Raw genomic sequence first — 17,681 nt, 5'->3', positions numbered from 1 at the left:
TCAGGTGTGGGCGCCGCCGTCGACGCGGAGGTCGGCCCCGGTGAAGTAGGCGGCGTCGGACGAGGCCGCGAACGCTATCGCCGCCGCGATGTGCTCGGGCTCGGCCGCGCCGTAGTAGGAACGGATCTTGCTGAAGTAGGTGAGGTCCAGCCCGTCGGGGAACATGCCCGGCGCCCTGGTGAGCGGGGTGTCGACGGCGCCCGGGGAGATCGGCACGACGCGGATGCGGCGGGCGGCCAGCTCGGCGGCGAGGCTCAGCGAGAACGCCAGCACGGCGCCCTTGGACGCCGCGTACGCCGTCATGAACGGGTTGCCCTGGGTCGCCGCCAGCGAGGCGGTGTTGACGATCACGCCGGTGCGGTCGGGGAGGTGCTTGAGCGCCTCGCGGCAGAACAGGGCGGTGCCGACCAGATTGACGGAGAACATCCGGTGCAGGTCGTCGACCGTGAGGGTCTCGATCGGGGTGGTCTTGTGGACGCCCGCCACATTGACGAGGACGTCGATGCCGCCGAGCGTCTCCGCCGCGCCCGCCACGGCCGCGACCACGGCGGCCTCGTCGGTCACGTCCGCCACGCGGGTGGCGACGGTGCCGGGGCCGCCCGCCGCGGCGGCCGTCTCGGCGAGGCCGGGCTCGGAGACGTCCACGGCGTAAACCGCGGCGCCCTCGGCGGCCAGGCGGATCGCGGTGGCCCGCCCGATGCCCGACGCGGCCCCGGTGAGCAGCACTTTCACGCCGTCAAAGCGATTCATGGCGGCACGCTAGCCGCCGCCGCGGGCCGTCCGCCGGGACCATCCCGATCACCGGGAGGCGTCGGTCCCGCCGTCCGGCGCGCCGCCCGTGCCGCCGCCTCCCGGGGCGTTCGAGCGGGGCGCGAGCAGCAGCTTGCAGGCCAGGCGGATGTCGCTCTCGACGTCGGCCATGGACGCGCGGCCGTTCAGGCTCGACTGGAGCACGCCGTACCAGCACTGCATCAGCAGCCGGACGAGCGTGACGTCCTGCGCGGTCGGCACCTCGATCCCCACCGCCCGCAGCAGGATCTCCCGGAACGTGTTGTCGATGTAGACGGTGTCGGCGACGGTCGCGACGTGCGCGGTGTTGGACGCGTGCAGCATCGACGTCGACAGCACGGGCTGCGCCATGAGGTGGCGGCTGGCCTGCACCAGCAGGTCGGCGACCGCGTCCTCGGGGCTCGTGCCGGGCGCGGGCTCGGTGACCTGGTCGCGGAGCCGGTCGACCTGCTTGGCCATCACCGCGGTGAACAGGTGGACCTTGGACGGGAAGTACCGGTACAGGGTGCCGATCGCGACCCCGGCGGCCTTCGCGACCTCGTGCATCTGGACGCGTTCGAGGGACTTCTCGGCGCCGATGCGGGACGCGGCGCGCAGGATGCGCTCGCGCCGGTCGTGCTGCTCCGGCGAGCTCGGCTCGGCGGACAGCCTGCCCGCTGCGATCCTCGCCACGGTCCTCCCCCGGTCCCCTCGTGTCCGGCCGGTCTCGTCCCGCCGGTCCCGTCCTGCTGTTCCCGTCCTGACAGGGAACAATATCCGGGCTCCCGGCCGTCCCCGCGAACGTCCGTACCGGTCAGTGGGACCGTCCGCCCCTCCCGGCGCGGGCCGCGCTCTACGGTGTGCCGCGCCGAGATCCCGAGGTCGGAGGGGCTGCCACATGGGACGAGCCGGGTGGGACGACGAGTACGACGTGGTGGTGGCCGGCTCCGGGGCCGGGGCGATGGCGGGCGCGCTCGCCGCCGCGTCGGGAGGGCTGCGCACCGCCGTCCTGGAGAAGACGGGCCTGCTCGGCGGGACGTCCGCGTACTCGGGCGCGGCGATCTGGCTGCCGGGGACGCGGGTGCAGGAGCGCGCCGGGCTCGCCGACTCGACCGAGGGCGCGCGGGCCTACCTGCGCGCGCTGCTGGGCGACGCCGAGGAGGAGCGCCGCGAGGCGTTCCTGGAGACGGCTCCCGAGCTGGTGGACTTCCTGGAGGGCGACCCGGCGATCGAGTTCCGGTTCCAGGCGTTCCCCGACTACTTCGACGCGCCGGGACGCCTCGACATGGGGCGGTCGTTCGTCCCGGTGGAGCTGCCTTCCGAGCGGCTCGGGGAGCTGGCGGGCCTCGTCCGGCCGCCGGTCGACCGGGACAGGGCGGGCCGGGGGCACTCCGCGTCCAAGCCGCTGGCGCAGGGCCGGGCGCTGATCGGGCGGCTGCTGCTGGCGTTCACCGCGACCGGCGCCGGGGAGGTCCGCACCGGCACCGCCCTGACGGACCTGGTCGTCGAGGACGGCCGGGTGGCCGGGGTCGCGGCGATGACGGCGGACGGCCCGGTGCGGCTGCGGGCCCGGCGCGGCGTCCTGCTGGCGGCGGGCGGGTTCGAGGCGTCCGCCGCGCTGCGGGCCGAGCACGGCGTGCCGGGCGGCGCGGGCTGGACGATGGCCCCCGACGGCGCGAACACCGGCGACGCGATCGAGGCCGCCGTCCGGATCGGCGCCTCCACCGGCCTGCTCGACCAGGCGTGGTTCTGCCCCGGCCTCGTCACCCCCGACGGCGGGCCCGCGTTCACGCTCGGGTTCCGCGGCGGGCTGATCGTGGACGCCGCGGGCCGCCGGTTCGCCAACGAGTCCCTCCCCTACGACCGGATGGGCCGCCGGATGGCCGCCGCCGAGGGACCGTTCCACCTGGTCTGGGACTCGCGGTCGGACGGCCTGCCGGCGGTCTCCGTCCCGCCGCTGCGGGCGGACGAGCAGCTCGCCTCGGGCGCCTGGGTCCGGGCGGACCGGCTCGACGAGCTGGCCGGGATGATCGGGGTCCCGGCGGACGCGCTCACCGGCACGGTCGAGCGGTTCAACGGCTTCGCCGCCAAGGGCGCCGACGAGGACTTCCACCGCGGCGAGGACGCCTACGACCTGTACTTCTCCGGCGGCGGGCCGTGCGTCGTGCCCCTCGACCGGCCGCCTTACCTCGCGGCGCGGGTCGTCCTCAGCGACCTCGGGACGAAGGGCGGGCTGCGCACCGACGCCGACGCCCGGGTCCTGGACGGCTCGGACCGCCCCATCGCCGGCCTCTACGCCGCCGGCAACACCAGCGCCTCGTTCACGGGCCCCGTCTACCCGGGGCCCGGCGTACCGATCGGGTCGGCGATGGCGTTCGCCTACCGCGCCGTTCAGGACATCAGGAGGAACCACACGTGAGATCCACCGGAAGGGCCGCCGTCGCGGCCGCCGCGCTGGCCGGGGTCGCGCTGGCGGGGGTCGCCGCCGCGCCCGCGCAGGCCGCTCCGGCGAAGCGCGGGACGCTGGTCGGCGTCCGGCCGCTGGCGAACGCGGCGGCGCTGCCCAGCGCGTCCGCCAACCGGTTCGTCACCTACGTCTCCGAGGGCGTGGGCGGGAAGCGGATCACGGTGTCGGGAACGGTCGCCGTCCCGAAGGGCACCCCGCCGCGCGGCGGCTGGCCGGTGCTGAGCTGGGCGCACGGCACCACCGGGACCGCCGACGCCTGCGCCCCGTCCGCGGACACGGCCGGCGGTCCGGCCCACGACTACCTGTCGATCACCGAGTCGTACCTGGACAGGTGGGTCGCGAACGGCTTCGCCGTCGTCCAGACCGACTACGAGGGCCTCGGCACGCCCGGCGGGCACCCGTACATGAACGGGGCCGGCGAGGCGAACACCGTGACCGACATCGTCCGCGCGGCCCGCAGCGCCGACCGCCGCATCGGACGCGACTGGTTCGTCGCCGGACACAGCCAGGGCGGGCAGGCCGCGCTCTACACGGCGGCGGCCGGTCAGAAGCCCCGCGACATCCGGCTCAGGGGCGCGGTGTCGATCGCGCCCGGCTCGAACATGAGCCAGACCGCGCAGTACGTCAGGGCGCAGTACCCGGGGGCGGAGACCGCGCTGCCGTTCCTGTTCGTCCTGCTGAACGGCGCCTATGCGGCCGACCCGTCGATGCCGCCCGAGGACCTCCTGACCCCCGAGGCCGCGTCGGTCGCCAAGGCGGGCCGGACGAACGCCTGCCTCGCGCAGCTGCGGCAGCTCGGCGCGAGCCTGCCGCTCGACAAAGTCTTCCGCCCGGACGCCGACCTGACGCGGTTCGAGAGCTACTACGACTCGCAGGAGGCGCTGGGCCTGACCCTGAAGGTCCCGACGCTGGTCGTCCAGGGCACCGCCGACCGCGAGGTCTCCCCCGCCGCGACGCGGAACATCGTCACCGACCTGTGCAAGCGCTACGGGACCGTCGCCTACCGGACGTTCGAGGGCGCCGACCACCGGGGCGGCGTCACCGCGTCCTTCGAGGCGTCGCTGGCGTTCGCCCAGGCCGTCCGCAGGGGCGAGACACCGTCCACGACCTGCTGAGCGCACGCGTGGTCCCGCCCGCGGTTCCGTCCACCGGACCGCGGGCGGGACCGCGCCCGAGGCAGCAACTTGACCCTCTATGGGCCCGATTCGGGTGGTGCTTATGACCGCCGCTCACTACATGTAGTAATTGTCCGACTGCATGGAGTGAACGACCGTCTGAGAGGAAGAAGATGACCACCTCAGGGCTCACCCGGACCTGCGCCGGCCTCGCGGGAGCGGCGATGCTGATCGGGACCCTCGTCCCCGCGACGACCGCCTCGGCCAAGGAGCCGCCGTCCGCCTCGGCCGCGGAGTCGCCGTCCACCTCCACGGCGATCGCCTGGCGCAGGACCATCGAGAACACCCTCACCGCGATGCGCGGCGAGGCCCTGGCGCATGCGAGCTACCACTTCTACGGCGAGCAGGCCGGGTACGAGCGCCTGCCCAAGGTGCGCGCCCTGTTCGCGAAGACCGCGCACACCGAGCTCCACGACCATTTCACCAAGGAGGCGCAGCTCATCCACTACGTCCGCGACGACGCCGCCAACCTGCGCAGGAGCATCGCGGGCGAGATGGAGGAGGCCACCCGCACCTACCCGCGGTTCGCCAAGGAGGCGCGGGAGGACAAGGACTACAACGCCGCCCGCCTGTTCACCGAGCTCGCGGGTGACGAGAGGTCGCACGCCCGCAACTTCGCGAAGGCGCTCTACGCGATCACGCATCACCGCGGGGAGATCCCGGAGGGCCCGACCATCGACCCCGTCAAGGTCGTCGCGGGCAAGCCGAAGGTGCACTCGGCGAGGACGCTCCGCAACCTGGAGACGGCCCTGCGCGGCGAGTCGTTCGCGAACGCGAGCTACACGCTCTACGCCGAGCACGCCAGGGCCCGCAGCCCGAAGCTCGCCCAGCTCTTCGAGCGGACCGCCGCGGTCGAACTCACCGAGCACTTCGCCGAGCTGGCGAACCTCGCCGGGTACGTCCACCGCACCAGGGAGAACCTGCGCAAGAGCATCGCCGGCGAGACCTACGAGGCCACGAAGATGTACCCGGGCTTCGCCCGCACCGCCCGCGAGGAGCGCGCCTACCGGGCCGCGGCCCTCTTCACCGAGATCGCCGGTGACGAGGCCGCCCACGCCCGCGCGTTCGCGTACGCGCTCAAGCACCTCCACCACCACGGTCACCACGGCAAGCACGAGGAGCACGGCCAGCACGGCCAGCACCACGGCCAGCACGGCCAGCAGAGCCAGCACCACATGATGGGCGCCGACTTCTGACACGGCCCCGGCGCACGCCCCCCGAGGGCGTGCGCCGGGTGTCAGACCAGGTTGTCCTCCACCTTGAGCCCGAACTCGCCCCGTCCGTACATGGACAGGGCGTGTTCGACGTCGTTGGCGACGTGGACGCTGCCGGCGTGGGCGTCGCGCCAGGCGCGCTCGATGACGTTGCCGCGGTGCAGGGAGTTGCCGCCCGCGGTCTTGAAGAGGATGTCGATGGCCTCGATGGCGCGCTCGGTGCCGCGGACCTGGTCGCGGCGGGCGCGCAGCCGCAGCTCCATCGGGATCTTCTCGTTGCGGACGGCGTACTCGTGGATCTCGCGGACGTTGCGGTCGGTCTGCAGGATCGCCGCGTCGATCTCCGAGGCGGCGCGGGCGACGGCGACCTGGGCGAACTGGTCCTCGACGAAGCGGCCGCCGCCGAGGCTGAGGCGGATCCGGTCGCGCATCCGGGTCACGTACAGGTCGTGGCAGCCGGACGCCATCCCGATGACGCTGGCCGCGACGGTGCTGGTGAAGATCGTCCCGAAGGGCATGCGGTAGAGCGGGCCCGTGTTGACCTTGCGGCCGGGGTTGCGGAGCTGGGCCTGCTCGAAGTTGCGCATCGCGCGGTGCGACGGGACGAACGCCTTCTCCACCACGATGTCGTCGCTGGCGGTGCCGCGCAGGCCCATCGAGTCCCAGACCTCGGCGATCTCGTAGTCGCGGCGCGGGACGAGGACGGTCATGAAGTCGACCGGGCGGCCCTCGGCGCCCACGACGAGCGCGCCGAGCAGCGCCCATGAGGCGAACTCGCAGCCGGACGAGAACGACCAGCGCCCCGTCACCTCGTAACCGCCGTCCACCGGGGTGAGGCGGCCGATCGGGGCGTAGGAGGAGGCGATGAGGGTGTCCGGGCCGGCGCCCCACACCTCGCGCTGCGCCTCGTCGGCGAACAGGCCGAGGTGCCAGGAGTGGACGCCGAGCACCGCGGCGACCCACCCGGTCGAGCCGCACGCCCCCGAGATCGCGCGGATCACCTCGTAGAAGGCGACCGGGTCGTCCTCGGCGCCGCCGTACCGGGTGGGCTGGAGCATCCGGAACACCCCGGCGGCGGTCAGCTCCCGGATCGACTCGGCGGGGATGCGTCCCTTCTCGTCCACGGACCGGGCCCGCTCGGCGATGCCGGGCAGCAGTCCGCGCACGGCCTCCAGGACCTCGTTGCTCATCCCCGCTCCTTTCCTAGTACGGCCATTGCAGGAGACCATGGTCGCGCGTCGGCGCGGGGACGCGCGTCCCGGCCACCGGGACTCGGCGGTCGGGACGGTGACCTGCGACCTAACGTTCGAATCACCCGTCCATCGCTGAAGGGATGATCCACGTGACCGCAACCGAGTCGGACGCCGTCCGCGCCATCGAGGCGGAGGCGATCAACCGCCGTTTCGCCCGGGGATGGCACTGCCTCGGGCTGGCCGAGAAGTTCCGGGACGGCAAGCCCCACACGGTCGACGCGTTCGGGCAGAAGCTCGTGGTCTTCACCGGTGAGGACGGCAAGACGAACGTCCTGGACGCCTACTGCCGGCACATGGGCGGGGACCTGTCCCAGGGCACCGTGAAGGGCAACGAGATCGCGTGCCCGTTCCACGACTGGCGCTGGGGCGGCGACGGCCGCTGCAAGAAGATCCCTTACGCGCGCCGCGTCCCGCTGCGGGCCCGCACCGCCGCGTGGCCGACGATGGAGCAGGACAAGCTGCTGTTCGTCTGGAACGACCCGGAGGGCAACAAGCCGCCGGAGGACGTGACGATCCCGGTGATCGAGGGCGCCACCCGCGACGACTGGACCGACTGGCGCTGGACGGAGACGGTCGTCCACACCAACGCCCGCGAGGTCATCGACAACGTCGTGGACATGGCGCACTTCTTCTACATCCACAAGTCGTTCCCGACGTACTTCAAGAACATCTTCGAGGGCCACACGGCCACGCAGATCATGAAGGGCCGGACGCGCGAGGACGCGCGCCGAGAGGGCGGGGGCGGCGGGCCGCGGATGCTCGGCAACACCTCCGTCGCGTCCTACCACGGCCCCTCCTTCATGATCGACGAGCTGACGTACCACTACGAGGGGTACGACCTGCACTCGGTCCTGATCAACTGCCACTACCCGATCGACGAGAACTCGTTCTCGCTGCACTCGGGGATCATCGTCCAGCACAGCGACGCGCTGCCGCCCGAGGCGGCCGAGGCGACCGCGCAGAAGCTGTCGGAGTTCATCCTCCTCGGCTTCGAGCAGGACATCGAGATCTGGCGGAACAAGGCCCGCATCGACAACCCGCTGCTGTGCGAGGAGGACGGCCCCGTCTACCAGCTGCGCCGCTGGTACGAGCAGTTCTACGTGGACGTCGCCGACGTCACGCCGGAGATGACCGACCGGTTCGAGTACGAGATCGACACGACCCGTCCGGTGGAGTCCTGGCAGAAGGAGGTCGACGCGAACATGGCCCGCCGGGAGGCCGAGGGGGCGTCGGCGTGACGACCCGCCAGGACGAGCGCCTCCTGGACGGGCCGCTGCTGCCGGTGAGCTGCCGCCGCTGCGCCGCCGAGGTGCTGGTGCGCAAGTCGAGCTGGGAGCAGACGAGCATCCAGTGGAACGCCGAGGCCAGGGAGGCGTGCACGGGTCTGGACGACCCGCACGCGACCTGCCCGGCGCTCCGCTCGGCGATCCAGGAGGCCGCGCTGAACGGCGCCATCACGGTGGTCGAGTGACGGGCGGTCCGGTGGCGGGCGGCCGGCTGGCCGGGCGGGTCGCGGTCGTGACCGGCGCGGGCGACGGCATCGGGCGCGGCATCGCCCGCCGCTTCGCCGCCGAGGGGGCCCGCGTGCTCGTCGCGGAGCTCGACCCGGAGTCCGGGGAGCGGGTCGCCGCGGAGATCGGGGCGGACGCCCGGTTCGTCCGGACGGACGTCACCGACAAGGCGCAGGTCCACGCGATGGTGGCCGCGGCCGTCGACACGTGGGGCTCGGTGGACGTCCTGGTCAACAACGCCTGGGGCGCCGGGACGGTGGGCCGGGTGGAGGCCAAGACCGACGAGCAGCTCGCCCGCGGCTTCGCGATGGGCTACTACGGCCCGCTGTGGGCGATGCAGGCCGCGTTCCCGCACATGAAGGCCCGCGGGTGGGGCCGCGTCATCAACATGTGCTCGCTGAACGGCGTGAACGCCCACATGGGGACCCTCGAGTACAACTCGGCCAAGGAGGCGCTCCGCACGCTGACCCGCACGGCCGCCCGCGAGTGGGCGCCGACCGGCGTCGTCGTCAACGCGATCTGCCCGGGCGCCAAGAGCGCCGCGTTCCGCCGGATGGCGGCCGCGCACCCGGAGATCGAGGCGGCCGCCGACCGGGCCAACCCGATGGGCCGCCTCGGCGACCCGGAGGCCGACATCGCCCCCGTGGCGGTGTTCCTGGCGTCCGAGGACGCCCGCTACCTGACCGGAAACACGCTGTTCGCGGACGGCGGCTCGCACATCAACGGCGTCGCCTGGACCCCGGACCTGGACGGAGAGCAATGATCGACCGATACGGCCCGTGGGCCGTCATCGCGGGCGGCTCGGAGGGCGTCGGCGCGGCCTTCGCGCACCGCCTCGCCGACGCCGGCCTGAACCTCGTGCTGATCGCCCGCAAGCCGGGGCCGCTGGCGGAGACGGCCGCGGCCGTCCGCGCGAAGGGCGTCGAGGTGCGCACCCTCGAACTGGACCTGGTCGCCCCGGACCCCGTCAAGGCGGTCCGCGAGGTGACCGACGGCCTGGAGGTCGGGCTGCTGGTCTTCAACGCGGGCGCGAACAGCTACGGCCACGAGTTCGTCACCGGCGACCTGGACCGCTTCCAGGGCGTCATCGACCTCAACATCACCGCGCAGCTCGCGCTGACGCACCACTTCGGCGCGCTGATGAAGGAGCGGGGCCGCGGCGGCATCCTGCTGGTCGGCTCCCTCGCCGGCTACATGGGCCAGCCGCAGATCAGCATCTACTCGGCGGTGAAGGCGTTCGGCCGCGTCTTCGCCGAGGGGCTGTGGCTGGAGATGCGCGAGCACGGGGTGGACGTCCTGGAACTGGTCCTCGGCGTGACCCGCACCCCGGCGATGGAGCGCGCCGGCCTCAACATGGACATGCCGGGCCTGAACGTCGCCGAGCCCGACGACGTCGCCCGCGAGGGCCTCGAACACCTGGCGGACGGCCCGGTCTGGGTCGCGGGCGGCAACTACGACCTGGCACGCAAGCGCGCCGGCTTCCCTCGCGAGAAGCTCGTCGCGGGGGCGCACGCCGCGATGAAGCGAATGCTTCCGAAACCGTCCTGACACCCGCGGCCGGCGTCCGGTAGGCATGGAGCATGTCCGTTCGCCATGCCCACGTCCCGGTCGCCGGCCACTCGCTGCACGTCGCGGAGTCGGGAGACCCCTCCGGCCGGCCGTATCTGCTCCTGCACGGCTGGCCGGAGTCGTGGCGGACGTGGCGGGGCGTGATGGACGCCGCGCCGCCCGAGGCCCGCCTCATCGCGGTCGACCTGCCCGGCATCGGCGGGTCGACGGGGGCGACCGGCGGCTCGAAGCGGGCCGTGGCCTCGGTCGTCCACGCCCTGGTGCGGCATCTCGGGCTGGACGACCTCACCCTGGTCGGGCACGACGCGCGCCTTCCCGCAAGACGCCGAGGACAACGCCGCCCTGACGGGCCCGCTCCCCACGCCCGTCCTCTACCTGCGAGGCGACGGCGAGGGCGGCGACATCACCGCCTACGCGGAGGGCCTCCGCAAGGCGGGCGTGGAGAACCTGACCACCGCCGTCATCACGGACGCGGGCCACTTCACCCAGGAGGAGCAGCCCGGCGCGGTCTGGGCCGAGATCGAGGCATTCGCCACCCGGTGAAAGAACCCCTCGGTGGAATCGGTTCGGATTTCACTTGTCTTCCCCTCTCACACCCCTTCAGAATCAGCTGCAAGCTTCCGTGAGGCGCACCTCGATCCTGCGAACAGGGGGCGACCGTGATTTCGGGCACAGCGTGGGCGACGCACGCCGGGCAGTCGGGCGGCGGCCTGGCCGCGGTCCTCTGGGGCCTGGGCACACTCGCCTTGTGCATACCGGTCGTGTTCAATTACCGTGGCGCCGCTGATTGGCTCGCAGGCATACGCTGGAACAGGGCGCAGCACAAGACCACTCGCCAGGCCGTGTGGTATCAGCGTGGTTCGGCGGCCGTCTTTGCCGCATTGGGCGTTGCCGTTCTCGTCATTGGCGCCACTGAGATGATCCGCGGATAGGCCCGGCATCCGGAATGGCGCCCCCGACGCGTCGCCCTCCGATTGCCACGAGGAACTGCTCGACGCGACGACGCCGCCCGCCGCTGCCTTGACCAGCCCGTCTCGGCGGGGTTCGTCCGCTCATCTGGGTTCGTAGGTGCCGTCGCGGTGCTCGTAGACGGGGTCCTGCGTGTCGCGGCCCTCGGCGCGGAGCGTGCGCTTGACGACCTTGTTGGTGGGGGTGCGGGGCAGTTCGGTGACGATGCGGATGTAGCGGGGCGTCCACTTCGTGCCGAGGTCGGGCTGCGCGTCCAGGAAGGCCGTGAAGGCGGACGGGTCGAACGCCTGGCCCGGGGCCAGGGTCACGGCGGCCATCGCCTGGTCGCCCACGCGGTCGTCCGGGACGGCGTAGACCGCCACGTCGGTGAAGGGCTCGAAGCGGGCCAGGAGGCGCTCGACGGGGGCGGCGGCGAAGTTCTCGCCGTCCACGCGCAGCCAGTCGTCGTCGCGGCCGGCGAAGTACCAGTAGCCGTCGGCGTCGCGGTAGGCGAGGTCGCCCGACCAGGTCCAGCCGTTGCGGACGCGCCTCGCCGTCGCCTCGGGGTTGTTGTAGTAGCCCTCGAACTTGGCGGCGCCCATCGTGTCGACGATCTCGCCGATGGCCTCGTCCGCGTTGAGCAGCACCCCGTTCGCGTCGAACTCGGCGCGCGGGCACTCCCGCAGGGTCCCGGGGTCCATCACGACGGTGCCCGCCTCGGCGACGCCCAGCGATCCGGGCGGCGTGCCCGGGACGCGGTTGAGGCGGATCTCCCCCTCGCTCGACCCGTAGGAGTCGATGACGGTGCAGCCGAAGCGGCGGGCGAACGCGTCGATGTCGCGCTGCGCCGCCTCGTTGCCGAACGCGATGCGCAGCGGGTTGTCGGCGTCGTCCGGCTTCTCGGGGACGGCCAGGATGTAGCTGAGCGGCTTGCCGACGTAGTTGAAGAACGTGACGCCGTAGCGCCGCACGTCCGGCAGGAAGCCGGAGGCCGAGAACCTGCGGCGCAGGACGATGCGGCCGCCCGCGGCGACGGCGGGCGCGATCCCCGCCATCAGGGCGTTGGAGTGGAACATCGGCATGACGACGTAGAACACGTCGTCGCGGGTGAGGCCGCGCCGGTCGCGCTGCTGGACGGCGATCCGGCCCAGCCTGCGCTGCGTGCAGACCACCGCCTTGGGCGCGGACGTCGTCCCGGACGTGAACACCAGCGAGAAGATCGCGTCGGGGTCCACCGGGGCGGGGGCGGTCAGGCGGGCGGAGGCGAGGCGCTCGGCGTGGGCGGGCGTGTCGACCGCCAGGGACGGGACGTCCGCGAGCCCGTCGAGCAGCGGCGCGCGGGACGTCTCGGTGACCAGCAGCGCGCAGTCGGTGTGGGCGATGTCGCGGGCCAGCTCGGCGCCCCGCCGCGTCGGGTTCAGCTCCACGACCGGGACGCCCGCGAGCGCCGCGCCCAGCAGCCAGAACAGGTGCTCGGGCCCGTTCTCCAGGAACAGGCCGACGTGGCCGGTCAGGTCCCGGACGAGCGAGGCCCGCCGCAGGGACTCCGCGACGACCTCGCGCCAGGTCCAGGAGCGGTCCTCGAAGCACAGGCCGGTCCGGTCGTCGTCGCCGCGCGCCGCCACCAGCTCCGCGAACGCGGGCTCGCGGGCCGGGCGGTCGTCGCCGAGTACGGCGGTCTTCTGCTCCTGCATGCCTCTCCCTGTCTCAGGCCCGTTCAGCCGTCGCGCCGCCTCCGGACGGGACGGGTCTCGATCGAGTCGATCCGCTGCTCGCGCCGGGCGAACCGCCAGGTCCCGCCGTCCAGCCGGTAGGCGTCGGTGTACCGGCAGTGCCAGACCAGGTCCCGGGTCGCGCCGTCCGCGCCCTCGGTCAGGTGGTGGGCGACGCAGGCGATCTCGCCGGTGGCGGTGCCGGGCTCGGGCCCCGCGTCGAACACCTCCCCGGCGAGCGCGTGGAAGGTCACCGGGATGCCGCGCAGCGCCGACAGCGTCGCGGCGATCTCGGCGCGTCCGGTGAAGGTCCGCACCGGATCCAGCTCGCCGGGGGCGTCGGGCAGGACGAGGACCGCGTCCTCGGCGAACAGGCCCGCCATGGCGTCGAGCTCGCGGCGGTCGGCGTACAGCGCGTACCGGGCGACCAGGTCGCCGAGCGCCGTCCGGTCGGCGGCCCCGAGCGTCATGCCGGGCCTTCGCCCGACAGGCCCAGGCGGTCGGCGCAGGCGGACAGTTCGTCCTTGGCCTCGCCGAGGTCCGCCGTCACCGCCCCGCTCAGGACGAGCCGGTCCGCGCCCAACGCGGCCAGCCTCTCCGCCTTCTCCGGCGTGACCGCGGCCAGCGAATGGCCGAGGGTGAGTTCGAGCGCGTCCGGGTCGCGGCCGTTCTTCTCGGCCTCCTCCCGCATCAGCGCCACGAGCCCGCGCAGCTCCTCCCCCTTCACGCCGAGCGGCTGGAAGCCGTCGCCGTAGCGGCCCGCGCGCCGCGCGGCGGCCCTGGTGTGGCCGCCGATGTGGATGGGGATCCCGCCGTTCTGGACGGGTTTCGGGTAGCTCATCGCCCCCTCGAACCGGAAGAACTCCCCGTCGTGAGAGGCGCCCCCGGGCGCGGTGCCGGCCCACAGCGCGCGCAGCACCCGGAGCTGCTCGTCGCCGCGCCGGCCGCGCGTCTCGAAGTCGGCGCCGCACGCCTCGATCTCCTCGCGCATCCAGCCCATGCCGACGACGAGCCGCAGCCGCCCGCCCGACAGCGCGTCGACGGTGGCGAGCCGCTTGGCCAGCACCACCGGGTGGTGGTTCGGCAGGACGAGCACGCCGGTGGCGAGGCCGATCCGGCTCGTCCGGCCGGCGAGGAACGCCAGCAGGTCCAGCGGGTCGGGGATGTCGACGTCGTCGGCCAGCTCCATCCGCCCCGACCTGGCGTAGGGGTAGACGCTGCTGTAGCCGCTCGCCACCACCGCGTGCTCGACCGCGCCGACCGACTCGAAACCGCAGGCCTCCGCGTGCCGGGCGTACTCGCCGACCCACGCGGGGTCGGCGGTGACGCCCGCCGCCACCGGCAGCAGGACGGAATACCTCATGCGAGCCCCCTCAGTTCCGGGCGGCGGCGCGCCCGGCGCGGCGGCCGAAGAACGTGCCGTCGCCGAGGGACGTCCCGCTGATGTAGCCCTCGCCGTGGATCCCGGAGGCCGCGCGCCCCGCGGCGTACAGGCCGGGGATCGGCTCACCGGAGTTGTTGCGGACCTCGCCGTCCACGCTGGTGTCCAGGCCGCCCAGGGTGAATCCGCCGGCGCCCGTCCCGGCGCCGTGCTTGCCCGCGCCGAAGAACCCGTCGGCGGGGTCGATCGCCGCGAACGGGCCCTTCAGGGGACGCAGCCACTTGGGGTCCTTGTGGAAGTAGGGGTCCTCGCCCCTCTCCGCGAACCGGTTGTAGGTCTCGACGGTCGCCTCCAGCGAACCGGGCGGCAGGCCGAGGGACTCCTCAAGCTCCGCGATCGTCTCCGCCGCGTGCTTGGGACGGACGCCCCACATGTCGGCCTCGGCGATCTCGTCGTGCCCCGCCTCGTCGATGATCGCCCAGTAGGGTCCGGGCTGGTGCTGGACGGCCTGGTGGCTGAACAGCCCCGGGTAGACGTCCTCGTTGATGAACCGGCGGCCGAGGCCGTCCACGAGCATGCCCCGGCAGACGACGGCGGGGTTGGCGGTGAGCGCGATCTCCACCGCCGCCATGCGGCGCGTCGCGGCGCCGAGCGCGGTCGCCATCCGGATGCCGGACCCGTCGCTGGTGCCGTCGCTGACCTTGTCGTGCCCGAGCAGCACCGGGGCGTGGTCGGCGAGCATCTCCTCGTTGTCGACGAACCCGCCGGAGGTCAGGACGACACCCCGCCGCGCCCGGTAGGCCACCCGGTCGGAGAACTTGCGCGCGACAACGCCGGCGACGCGTCCGGTGTCGTCCACGACGAGGTTCGTGGCGTAGGTGTCCTGATGGGCGGCGGCGCCCGCCTCGACGGCGGCCGCGATCAGCTTCTCCATCAGGATCCCGCCGGCGAACATCGGCGCCTCGGGGCGGTGGCCGCGCGGCACGGGCCGGGCGATCGTGTTGTACGGCCAGGCGTTCTCGCCGAGCCACATCAGGCCGTCCTCGGTGTACGGCATCCAGCCCGGCGCGTCGAACAGGCTCTCCTTGAACGGGACGCCCCGCGCGCGGAACCACTCGAAGTGCTCCACGCTGCCGTCGCAGTACAGCCGCAGCTTCTCCTCGTTCGCGTGCGGGCCGAGCGCCGCCCTGAGGAACGCGAACATGTCGTCGGGCGTGTCGTCGAAGCCGCACGCCTTCTGCACCCGCGTGCCGCCGCCGAGGTACAGCTCCCCGCCCGACTGGGCGGACGTCCCGCCGGGACCGCTCGACCGCTCCAGGACGAGCACGTCCGCGCCCGCCGCCGCGGCCTCGTACGCCGCTGCGGCGCCGGCCGCTCCGAAGCCGACCACCAGCACGTCGCACTCGTGGTCGAACTCCACCTCCGCGGCGCCGACCGGTTCCACCGAGGGCTTCGCCACCGGCGTCAGCCCTTCTTCGGCGGGGTGAAGGCGGCCAGCGGTTCGGAGCCCGACCAGTCGTGGCCCCAGTAGCTGTCCCTGGTGATCTCCTCGGCGGTGTAGTACGCCTCGTCCACGACCATGCCCTCGCAGCCGTACTCGACGTCCCAGCCGCCGGGGGCGCGGACGTAGAACGACACCATCTTGTCGTTGGTGTGGCGGCCCAGCGTGGAGGAGATCGAGAAGCCCCTCCCGGTGACGGTGTCGAGCGCGATGCCGACGGCGTCGAGGGTGTCGACCTCCACCATGAGGTGGACCAGGCCAGGGTCGCCGTCGAACGGTGCGGGGCAGATCGCGAGGCTGTGGTGGCGCTGGTTGACGCCCATGAACCTGACCTTCGCGCCGCCGCCGCCGACCTTCATCGCGCCGCGCGGCAGGAACCCGAGGACCTCGGCGTAGAACGCGGTGGTCTCGGCGAACCTCGGCGTGGGCAGCACGACGTGGCCCATGCCCATGCCGCCGGTGACGAACTTCTGCGCGAAGCCGGTGCGCACCGGGCTGTGGTCGAGCACCGGGCCCCAGAACACCTCGACCGGCGTGCCGCCCGGGTCGGTGAACGCGATGGCCTCCTCGGCGTCGCGCTCCGCCGCCTCCTTGGACGTCAGCTCCGTCACGGCCGTCCCGGACTTCTCGACGGCCTCGCGGACGGCGGCCAGCGCGTACTGGTCGCGGACCTCCCAGCCGACGGCCAGCACCCGGTCGCTGTCGCCGGGCAGCACCCGCAGGCGCGAGCGGCGCTCGTCCATGCGCAGGTACAGGCCGTCCGGGTCCGGTCCGCTCCCCTCGGCGAACCCGAGCCCGTCCAGGGCGAACTCGCGCCAGCGGTCGATGTGCCGGGTCTGGACCTTCAGATACCCCAGCCCTCGGATCTGCGTCACTGTCCTCGGTCCCTTCTGGATAGCCCGCCGCGGCGGGGTGGTCGATGCGCGGCGTGCCGGGCGGTGGAGGCGCCCACGCTCCCGGCACGCCGCGGGTCTGCGGCGCTCAGATCATCGAGCGCATCGGGCCCTGGGGCGGCTCGATGTCCAGCTCCGTCAGGGCGGAGACGTGGTAGACCGAGCCCGGGACGTGGATGGCGTGGGCGAGGCCGACGTGCGCGTCCCGCCAGAACCGCTGGATCGGGTTGTCGTTGCGCATCGCGTTGCCCCCGGACCGGACGACGATCTCGTTCATCGCCTGCACCGCCCGCCACGCCGCGCGGACCTGGGTGCGGCGCCCAGCGGCGCGCTCGGCGAACGTCGGCTCGTGCCCGGCGGCGACCATGTCGTACATGCGCGAGCAGTTGTCGAGCAGCGCGGTGCGGGACGCCTTGATCTCCTCGGCGGCCTCGCTGATCGCGTACAGCACGTACGGGTCGTCCTTGATCTTCGTGCCGGTGATCTGGACGCGGTTGCGCTGGTAGGCCAGGTGGTGGTGCAGCGCGCCCTCGGCGATGCCGATCACCGCGGAGGTGATGCCGAGCGGGAACACGCAGGAGAACGGCATCAGGTAGGACGGGTTGGTCAGCCCCGCCTCGCGCGGCGCCGACCCGTCCACGACCTTGGAGTACTCCAGCGTCCGGTACGTCGGGACGAACGCGTCCTTGACGATGATGTCCTTGCTGCCGGTGCCCTTCAGCCCGGCGACGTCCCAGGAGTCCTCGACGATCTGGTAGTCCGAGCGGGGCAGGATCATGTGCAGCGACCGCGGCGGCAGCGCCATCTTGCCCTCGTCGTCGCCCAGCATCGCGCCGAGGAAGATCCAGTCGCAGTGGTCGGTGCCGGAGGAGAACTGCCAGCGGCCGTTGAAGACGTAGCCGCCGTCCACCGGCCGGGCGATGCCCATCGGCGCGTACGGAGACGCGATCCAGGTGTCGGGGTCCTCGCCCCAGATCTCCTCGCGCACCTTCGGGTCGGCGTAGGCCATCTCCCACGGGTGGACGCCGACGATGCCGGCGATCCAGCCGGTGGAGCCGTCCAGGGAGGCGATCCCCATCACCGTCTCGGCGAACTCGCGCGGGTGGACCTCCAGCCCGCCGTGCGCCTCCGGCTGCAGCAGCCGGATGACGCCCGCGTCGCGCAGGATCCGCGCCGCCTTGTCGTCGAGCCTGCCGAGCGCCTCGTTGGCGGGGCCGAGCTCGCGGATCTGCTCCGCCCTCTCCATGATCGTGTCAAGCACGCGGTTGGCCATCGCCTGTCTCCCGTAT

16 protein-coding genes and 1 pseudogene are annotated in these 17,681 nt (G+C 73.0%); 8 read left to right on the top strand and 9 right to left on the bottom strand.

What is annotated here, in order from left to right; genetic code table 11:
- Both ABWI07_RS02550 and ABWI07_RS02545 read right to left on the bottom strand, forming a co-directional pair.
- Window positions 1–750, bottom strand: coding sequence for an SDR family NAD(P)-dependent oxidoreductase (locus tag ABWI07_RS02550; RefSeq protein ID WP_149262522.1), 750 nt, complete (start codon window positions 748–750; stop codon window positions 1–3).
- Window positions 751–798: 48 nt separating this feature from the next.
- Complete coding sequence (locus tag ABWI07_RS02545; RefSeq protein WP_235037178.1) at window positions 799–1,461, bottom strand: TetR/AcrR family transcriptional regulator; 663 nt, start codon at window positions 1,459–1,461, stop codon at window positions 799–801.
- A 205-nt stretch (window positions 1,462–1,666) separates the two neighbouring features.
- Here ABWI07_RS02545 and ABWI07_RS02540 point away from each other — a divergent pair, with 205 nt between their 5' ends.
- The 3 genes from ABWI07_RS02540 (at window position 1,667) to ABWI07_RS02530 (ending at window position 5,606) form a co-directional block, all read left to right on the top strand.
- On the top strand, window positions 1,667–3,187 hold the full coding sequence (locus ABWI07_RS02540) for an FAD-binding protein (RefSeq protein ID WP_353817463.1): 1,521 nt from the start codon (window positions 1,667–1,669) through the stop codon (window positions 3,185–3,187).
- Window positions 3,184–4,350, top strand: a complete 1,167-nt coding sequence (locus ABWI07_RS02535; protein ID WP_149262519.1) for an alpha/beta hydrolase — start codon at window positions 3,184–3,186, stop codon at window positions 4,348–4,350. Before ABWI07_RS02540 ends, ABWI07_RS02535 begins: the two co-directional genes overlap by 4 nt.
- 173 nt (window positions 4,351–4,523) lie before the next feature.
- Entirely contained in the window at window positions 4,524–5,606 is a 1,083-nt protein-coding gene (locus ABWI07_RS02530; RefSeq protein WP_353817462.1) for a ferritin family protein, read from the top strand.
- 41 nt (window positions 5,607–5,647) lie between these two features.
- Here ABWI07_RS02530 and hsaA read toward each other — a convergent pair whose 3' ends face one another.
- Window positions 5,648–6,814: a 3-hydroxy-9,10-secoandrosta-1,3,5(10)-triene-9,17-dione monooxygenase oxygenase subunit gene (hsaA, locus tag ABWI07_RS02525; protein ID WP_353817461.1), complete on the bottom strand. Its 1,167-nt coding sequence runs from the start codon at window positions 6,812–6,814 to the stop codon at window positions 5,648–5,650.
- 143 nt (window positions 6,815–6,957) lie between these two features.
- On the opposite strand from hsaA, the gene ABWI07_RS02520 reads away from it, so the two are divergent.
- The 5 genes and pseudogenes from ABWI07_RS02520 to ABWI07_RS02500 all read left to right on the top strand — a co-directional run.
- Window positions 6,958–8,115, top strand: a complete 1,158-nt coding sequence (locus ABWI07_RS02520; protein WP_149262516.1) for a 3-ketosteroid-9-alpha-monooxygenase, oxygenase component — start codon at window positions 6,958–6,960, stop codon at window positions 8,113–8,115.
- Window positions 8,112–8,348 carry a ferredoxin gene (locus ABWI07_RS02515; RefSeq protein WP_149262515.1) on the top strand — a complete coding sequence of 79 codons (237 nt, stop codon included), beginning with the start codon at window positions 8,112–8,114 and terminating at the stop codon, window positions 8,346–8,348. The genes ABWI07_RS02520 and ABWI07_RS02515 overlap by 4 nt, the downstream gene beginning before the upstream one ends.
- Complete coding sequence (locus ABWI07_RS02510; protein WP_353817459.1) at window positions 8,345–9,151, top strand: SDR family NAD(P)-dependent oxidoreductase; 807 nt, start codon at window positions 8,345–8,347, stop codon at window positions 9,149–9,151. The genes ABWI07_RS02515 and ABWI07_RS02510 overlap by 4 nt, the downstream gene beginning before the upstream one ends.
- The gene (locus ABWI07_RS02505) at window positions 9,148–9,936 is read left to right on the top strand and encodes an SDR family NAD(P)-dependent oxidoreductase (RefSeq protein WP_353817458.1); all 789 of its coding nucleotides are present in this window, start codon (window positions 9,148–9,150) and stop codon (window positions 9,934–9,936) included. Before ABWI07_RS02510 ends, ABWI07_RS02505 begins: the two co-directional genes overlap by 4 nt.
- A gap of 32 nt (window positions 9,937–9,968) precedes the next feature.
- Window positions 9,969–10,250, top strand: a pseudogene (locus ABWI07_RS02500) (alpha/beta fold hydrolase); the annotation flags it as partial.
- 759 nt (window positions 10,251–11,009) lie between these two features.
- Here ABWI07_RS02500 and ABWI07_RS02495 read toward each other — a convergent pair.
- From ABWI07_RS02495 to ABWI07_RS02470, 6 genes are all read right to left on the bottom strand, one after another.
- The gene (locus tag ABWI07_RS02495; protein ID WP_353817457.1) at window positions 11,010–12,599 is read right to left on the bottom strand and encodes an AMP-binding protein; all 1,590 of its coding nucleotides are present in this window, start codon (window positions 12,597–12,599) and stop codon (window positions 11,010–11,012) included.
- A gap of 23 nt (window positions 12,600–12,622) precedes the next feature.
- A complete protein-coding gene (locus tag ABWI07_RS02490; RefSeq protein WP_149262512.1) occupies window positions 12,623–13,087 on the bottom strand; it encodes a nuclear transport factor 2 family protein in 465 nt (154 codons plus the stop codon).
- Entirely contained in the window at window positions 13,084–13,980 is an 897-nt protein-coding gene (locus tag ABWI07_RS02485; protein WP_353817456.1) for an LLM class F420-dependent oxidoreductase, read from the bottom strand. Before ABWI07_RS02485 ends, ABWI07_RS02490 begins: the two co-directional genes overlap by 4 nt.
- Window positions 13,981–13,990: 10 nt before the next feature.
- Entirely contained in the window at window positions 13,991–15,457 is a 1,467-nt protein-coding gene (locus ABWI07_RS02480; protein WP_149262510.1) for an FAD-dependent oxidoreductase, read from the bottom strand.
- 5 nt (window positions 15,458–15,462) lie between these two features.
- Window positions 15,463–16,374 carry a VOC family protein gene (locus ABWI07_RS02475; RefSeq protein ID WP_149262509.1) on the bottom strand — a complete coding sequence of 304 codons (912 nt, stop codon included), beginning with the start codon at window positions 16,372–16,374 and terminating at the stop codon, window positions 15,463–15,465.
- Window positions 16,375–16,480: 106 nt separating this feature from the next.
- Complete coding sequence (locus ABWI07_RS02470; RefSeq protein WP_353817454.1) at window positions 16,481–17,665, bottom strand: acyl-CoA dehydrogenase family protein; 1,185 nt, start codon at window positions 17,663–17,665, stop codon at window positions 16,481–16,483.
- Window positions 17,666–17,681: the final 16 nt, after the last annotated feature.

Source organism: Actinomadura sp. NPDC000600 (assembly GCF_040492135.1).
In the GTDB taxonomy this organism is placed as follows: domain Bacteria; phylum Actinomycetota; class Actinomycetes; order Streptosporangiales; family Streptosporangiaceae; genus Spirillospora.
This window is presented reverse-complemented; position numbering and strand designations above follow the sequence as displayed.

What these genes read in the sequence shown, in the direction of transcription:
- ABWI07_RS02550 (WP_149262522.1), bottom strand. Translation starts at nt 750, where the DNA reads ATGAATCGCTTTGACGGCGTGAAAGTGCTGCTCACCGGGGCCGCGTCG.
- ABWI07_RS02540 (WP_353817463.1), top strand. Translation starts at nt 1,667, where the DNA reads ATGGGACGAGCCGGGTGGGACGACGAGTACGACGTGGTGGTGGCCGGC.
- ABWI07_RS02530 (WP_353817462.1), top strand. Translation starts at nt 4,524, where the DNA reads ATGACCACCTCAGGGCTCACCCGGACCTGCGCCGGCCTCGCGGGAGCG.
- hsaA (WP_353817461.1), bottom strand. Translation starts at nt 6,814, where the DNA reads ATGAGCAACGAGGTCCTGGAGGCCGTGCGCGGACTGCTGCCCGGCATC.
- ABWI07_RS02520 (WP_149262516.1), top strand. Translation starts at nt 6,958, where the DNA reads ATGATCCACGTGACCGCAACCGAGTCGGACGCCGTCCGCGCCATCGAG.
- ABWI07_RS02505 (WP_353817458.1), top strand. Translation starts at nt 9,148, where the DNA reads ATGATCGACCGATACGGCCCGTGGGCCGTCATCGCGGGCGGCTCGGAG.
- ABWI07_RS02495 (WP_353817457.1), bottom strand. Translation starts at nt 12,599, where the DNA reads ATGCAGGAGCAGAAGACCGCCGTACTCGGCGACGACCGCCCGGCCCGC.
- ABWI07_RS02490 (WP_149262512.1), bottom strand. Translation starts at nt 13,087, where the DNA reads ATGACGCTCGGGGCCGCCGACCGGACGGCGCTCGGCGACCTGGTCGCC.
- ABWI07_RS02485 (WP_353817456.1), bottom strand. Translation starts at nt 13,980, where the DNA reads ATGAGGTATTCCGTCCTGCTGCCGGTGGCGGCGGGCGTCACCGCCGAC.
- ABWI07_RS02470 (WP_353817454.1), bottom strand. Translation starts at nt 17,665, where the DNA reads ATGGCCAACCGCGTGCTTGACACGATCATGGAGAGGGCGGAGCAGATC.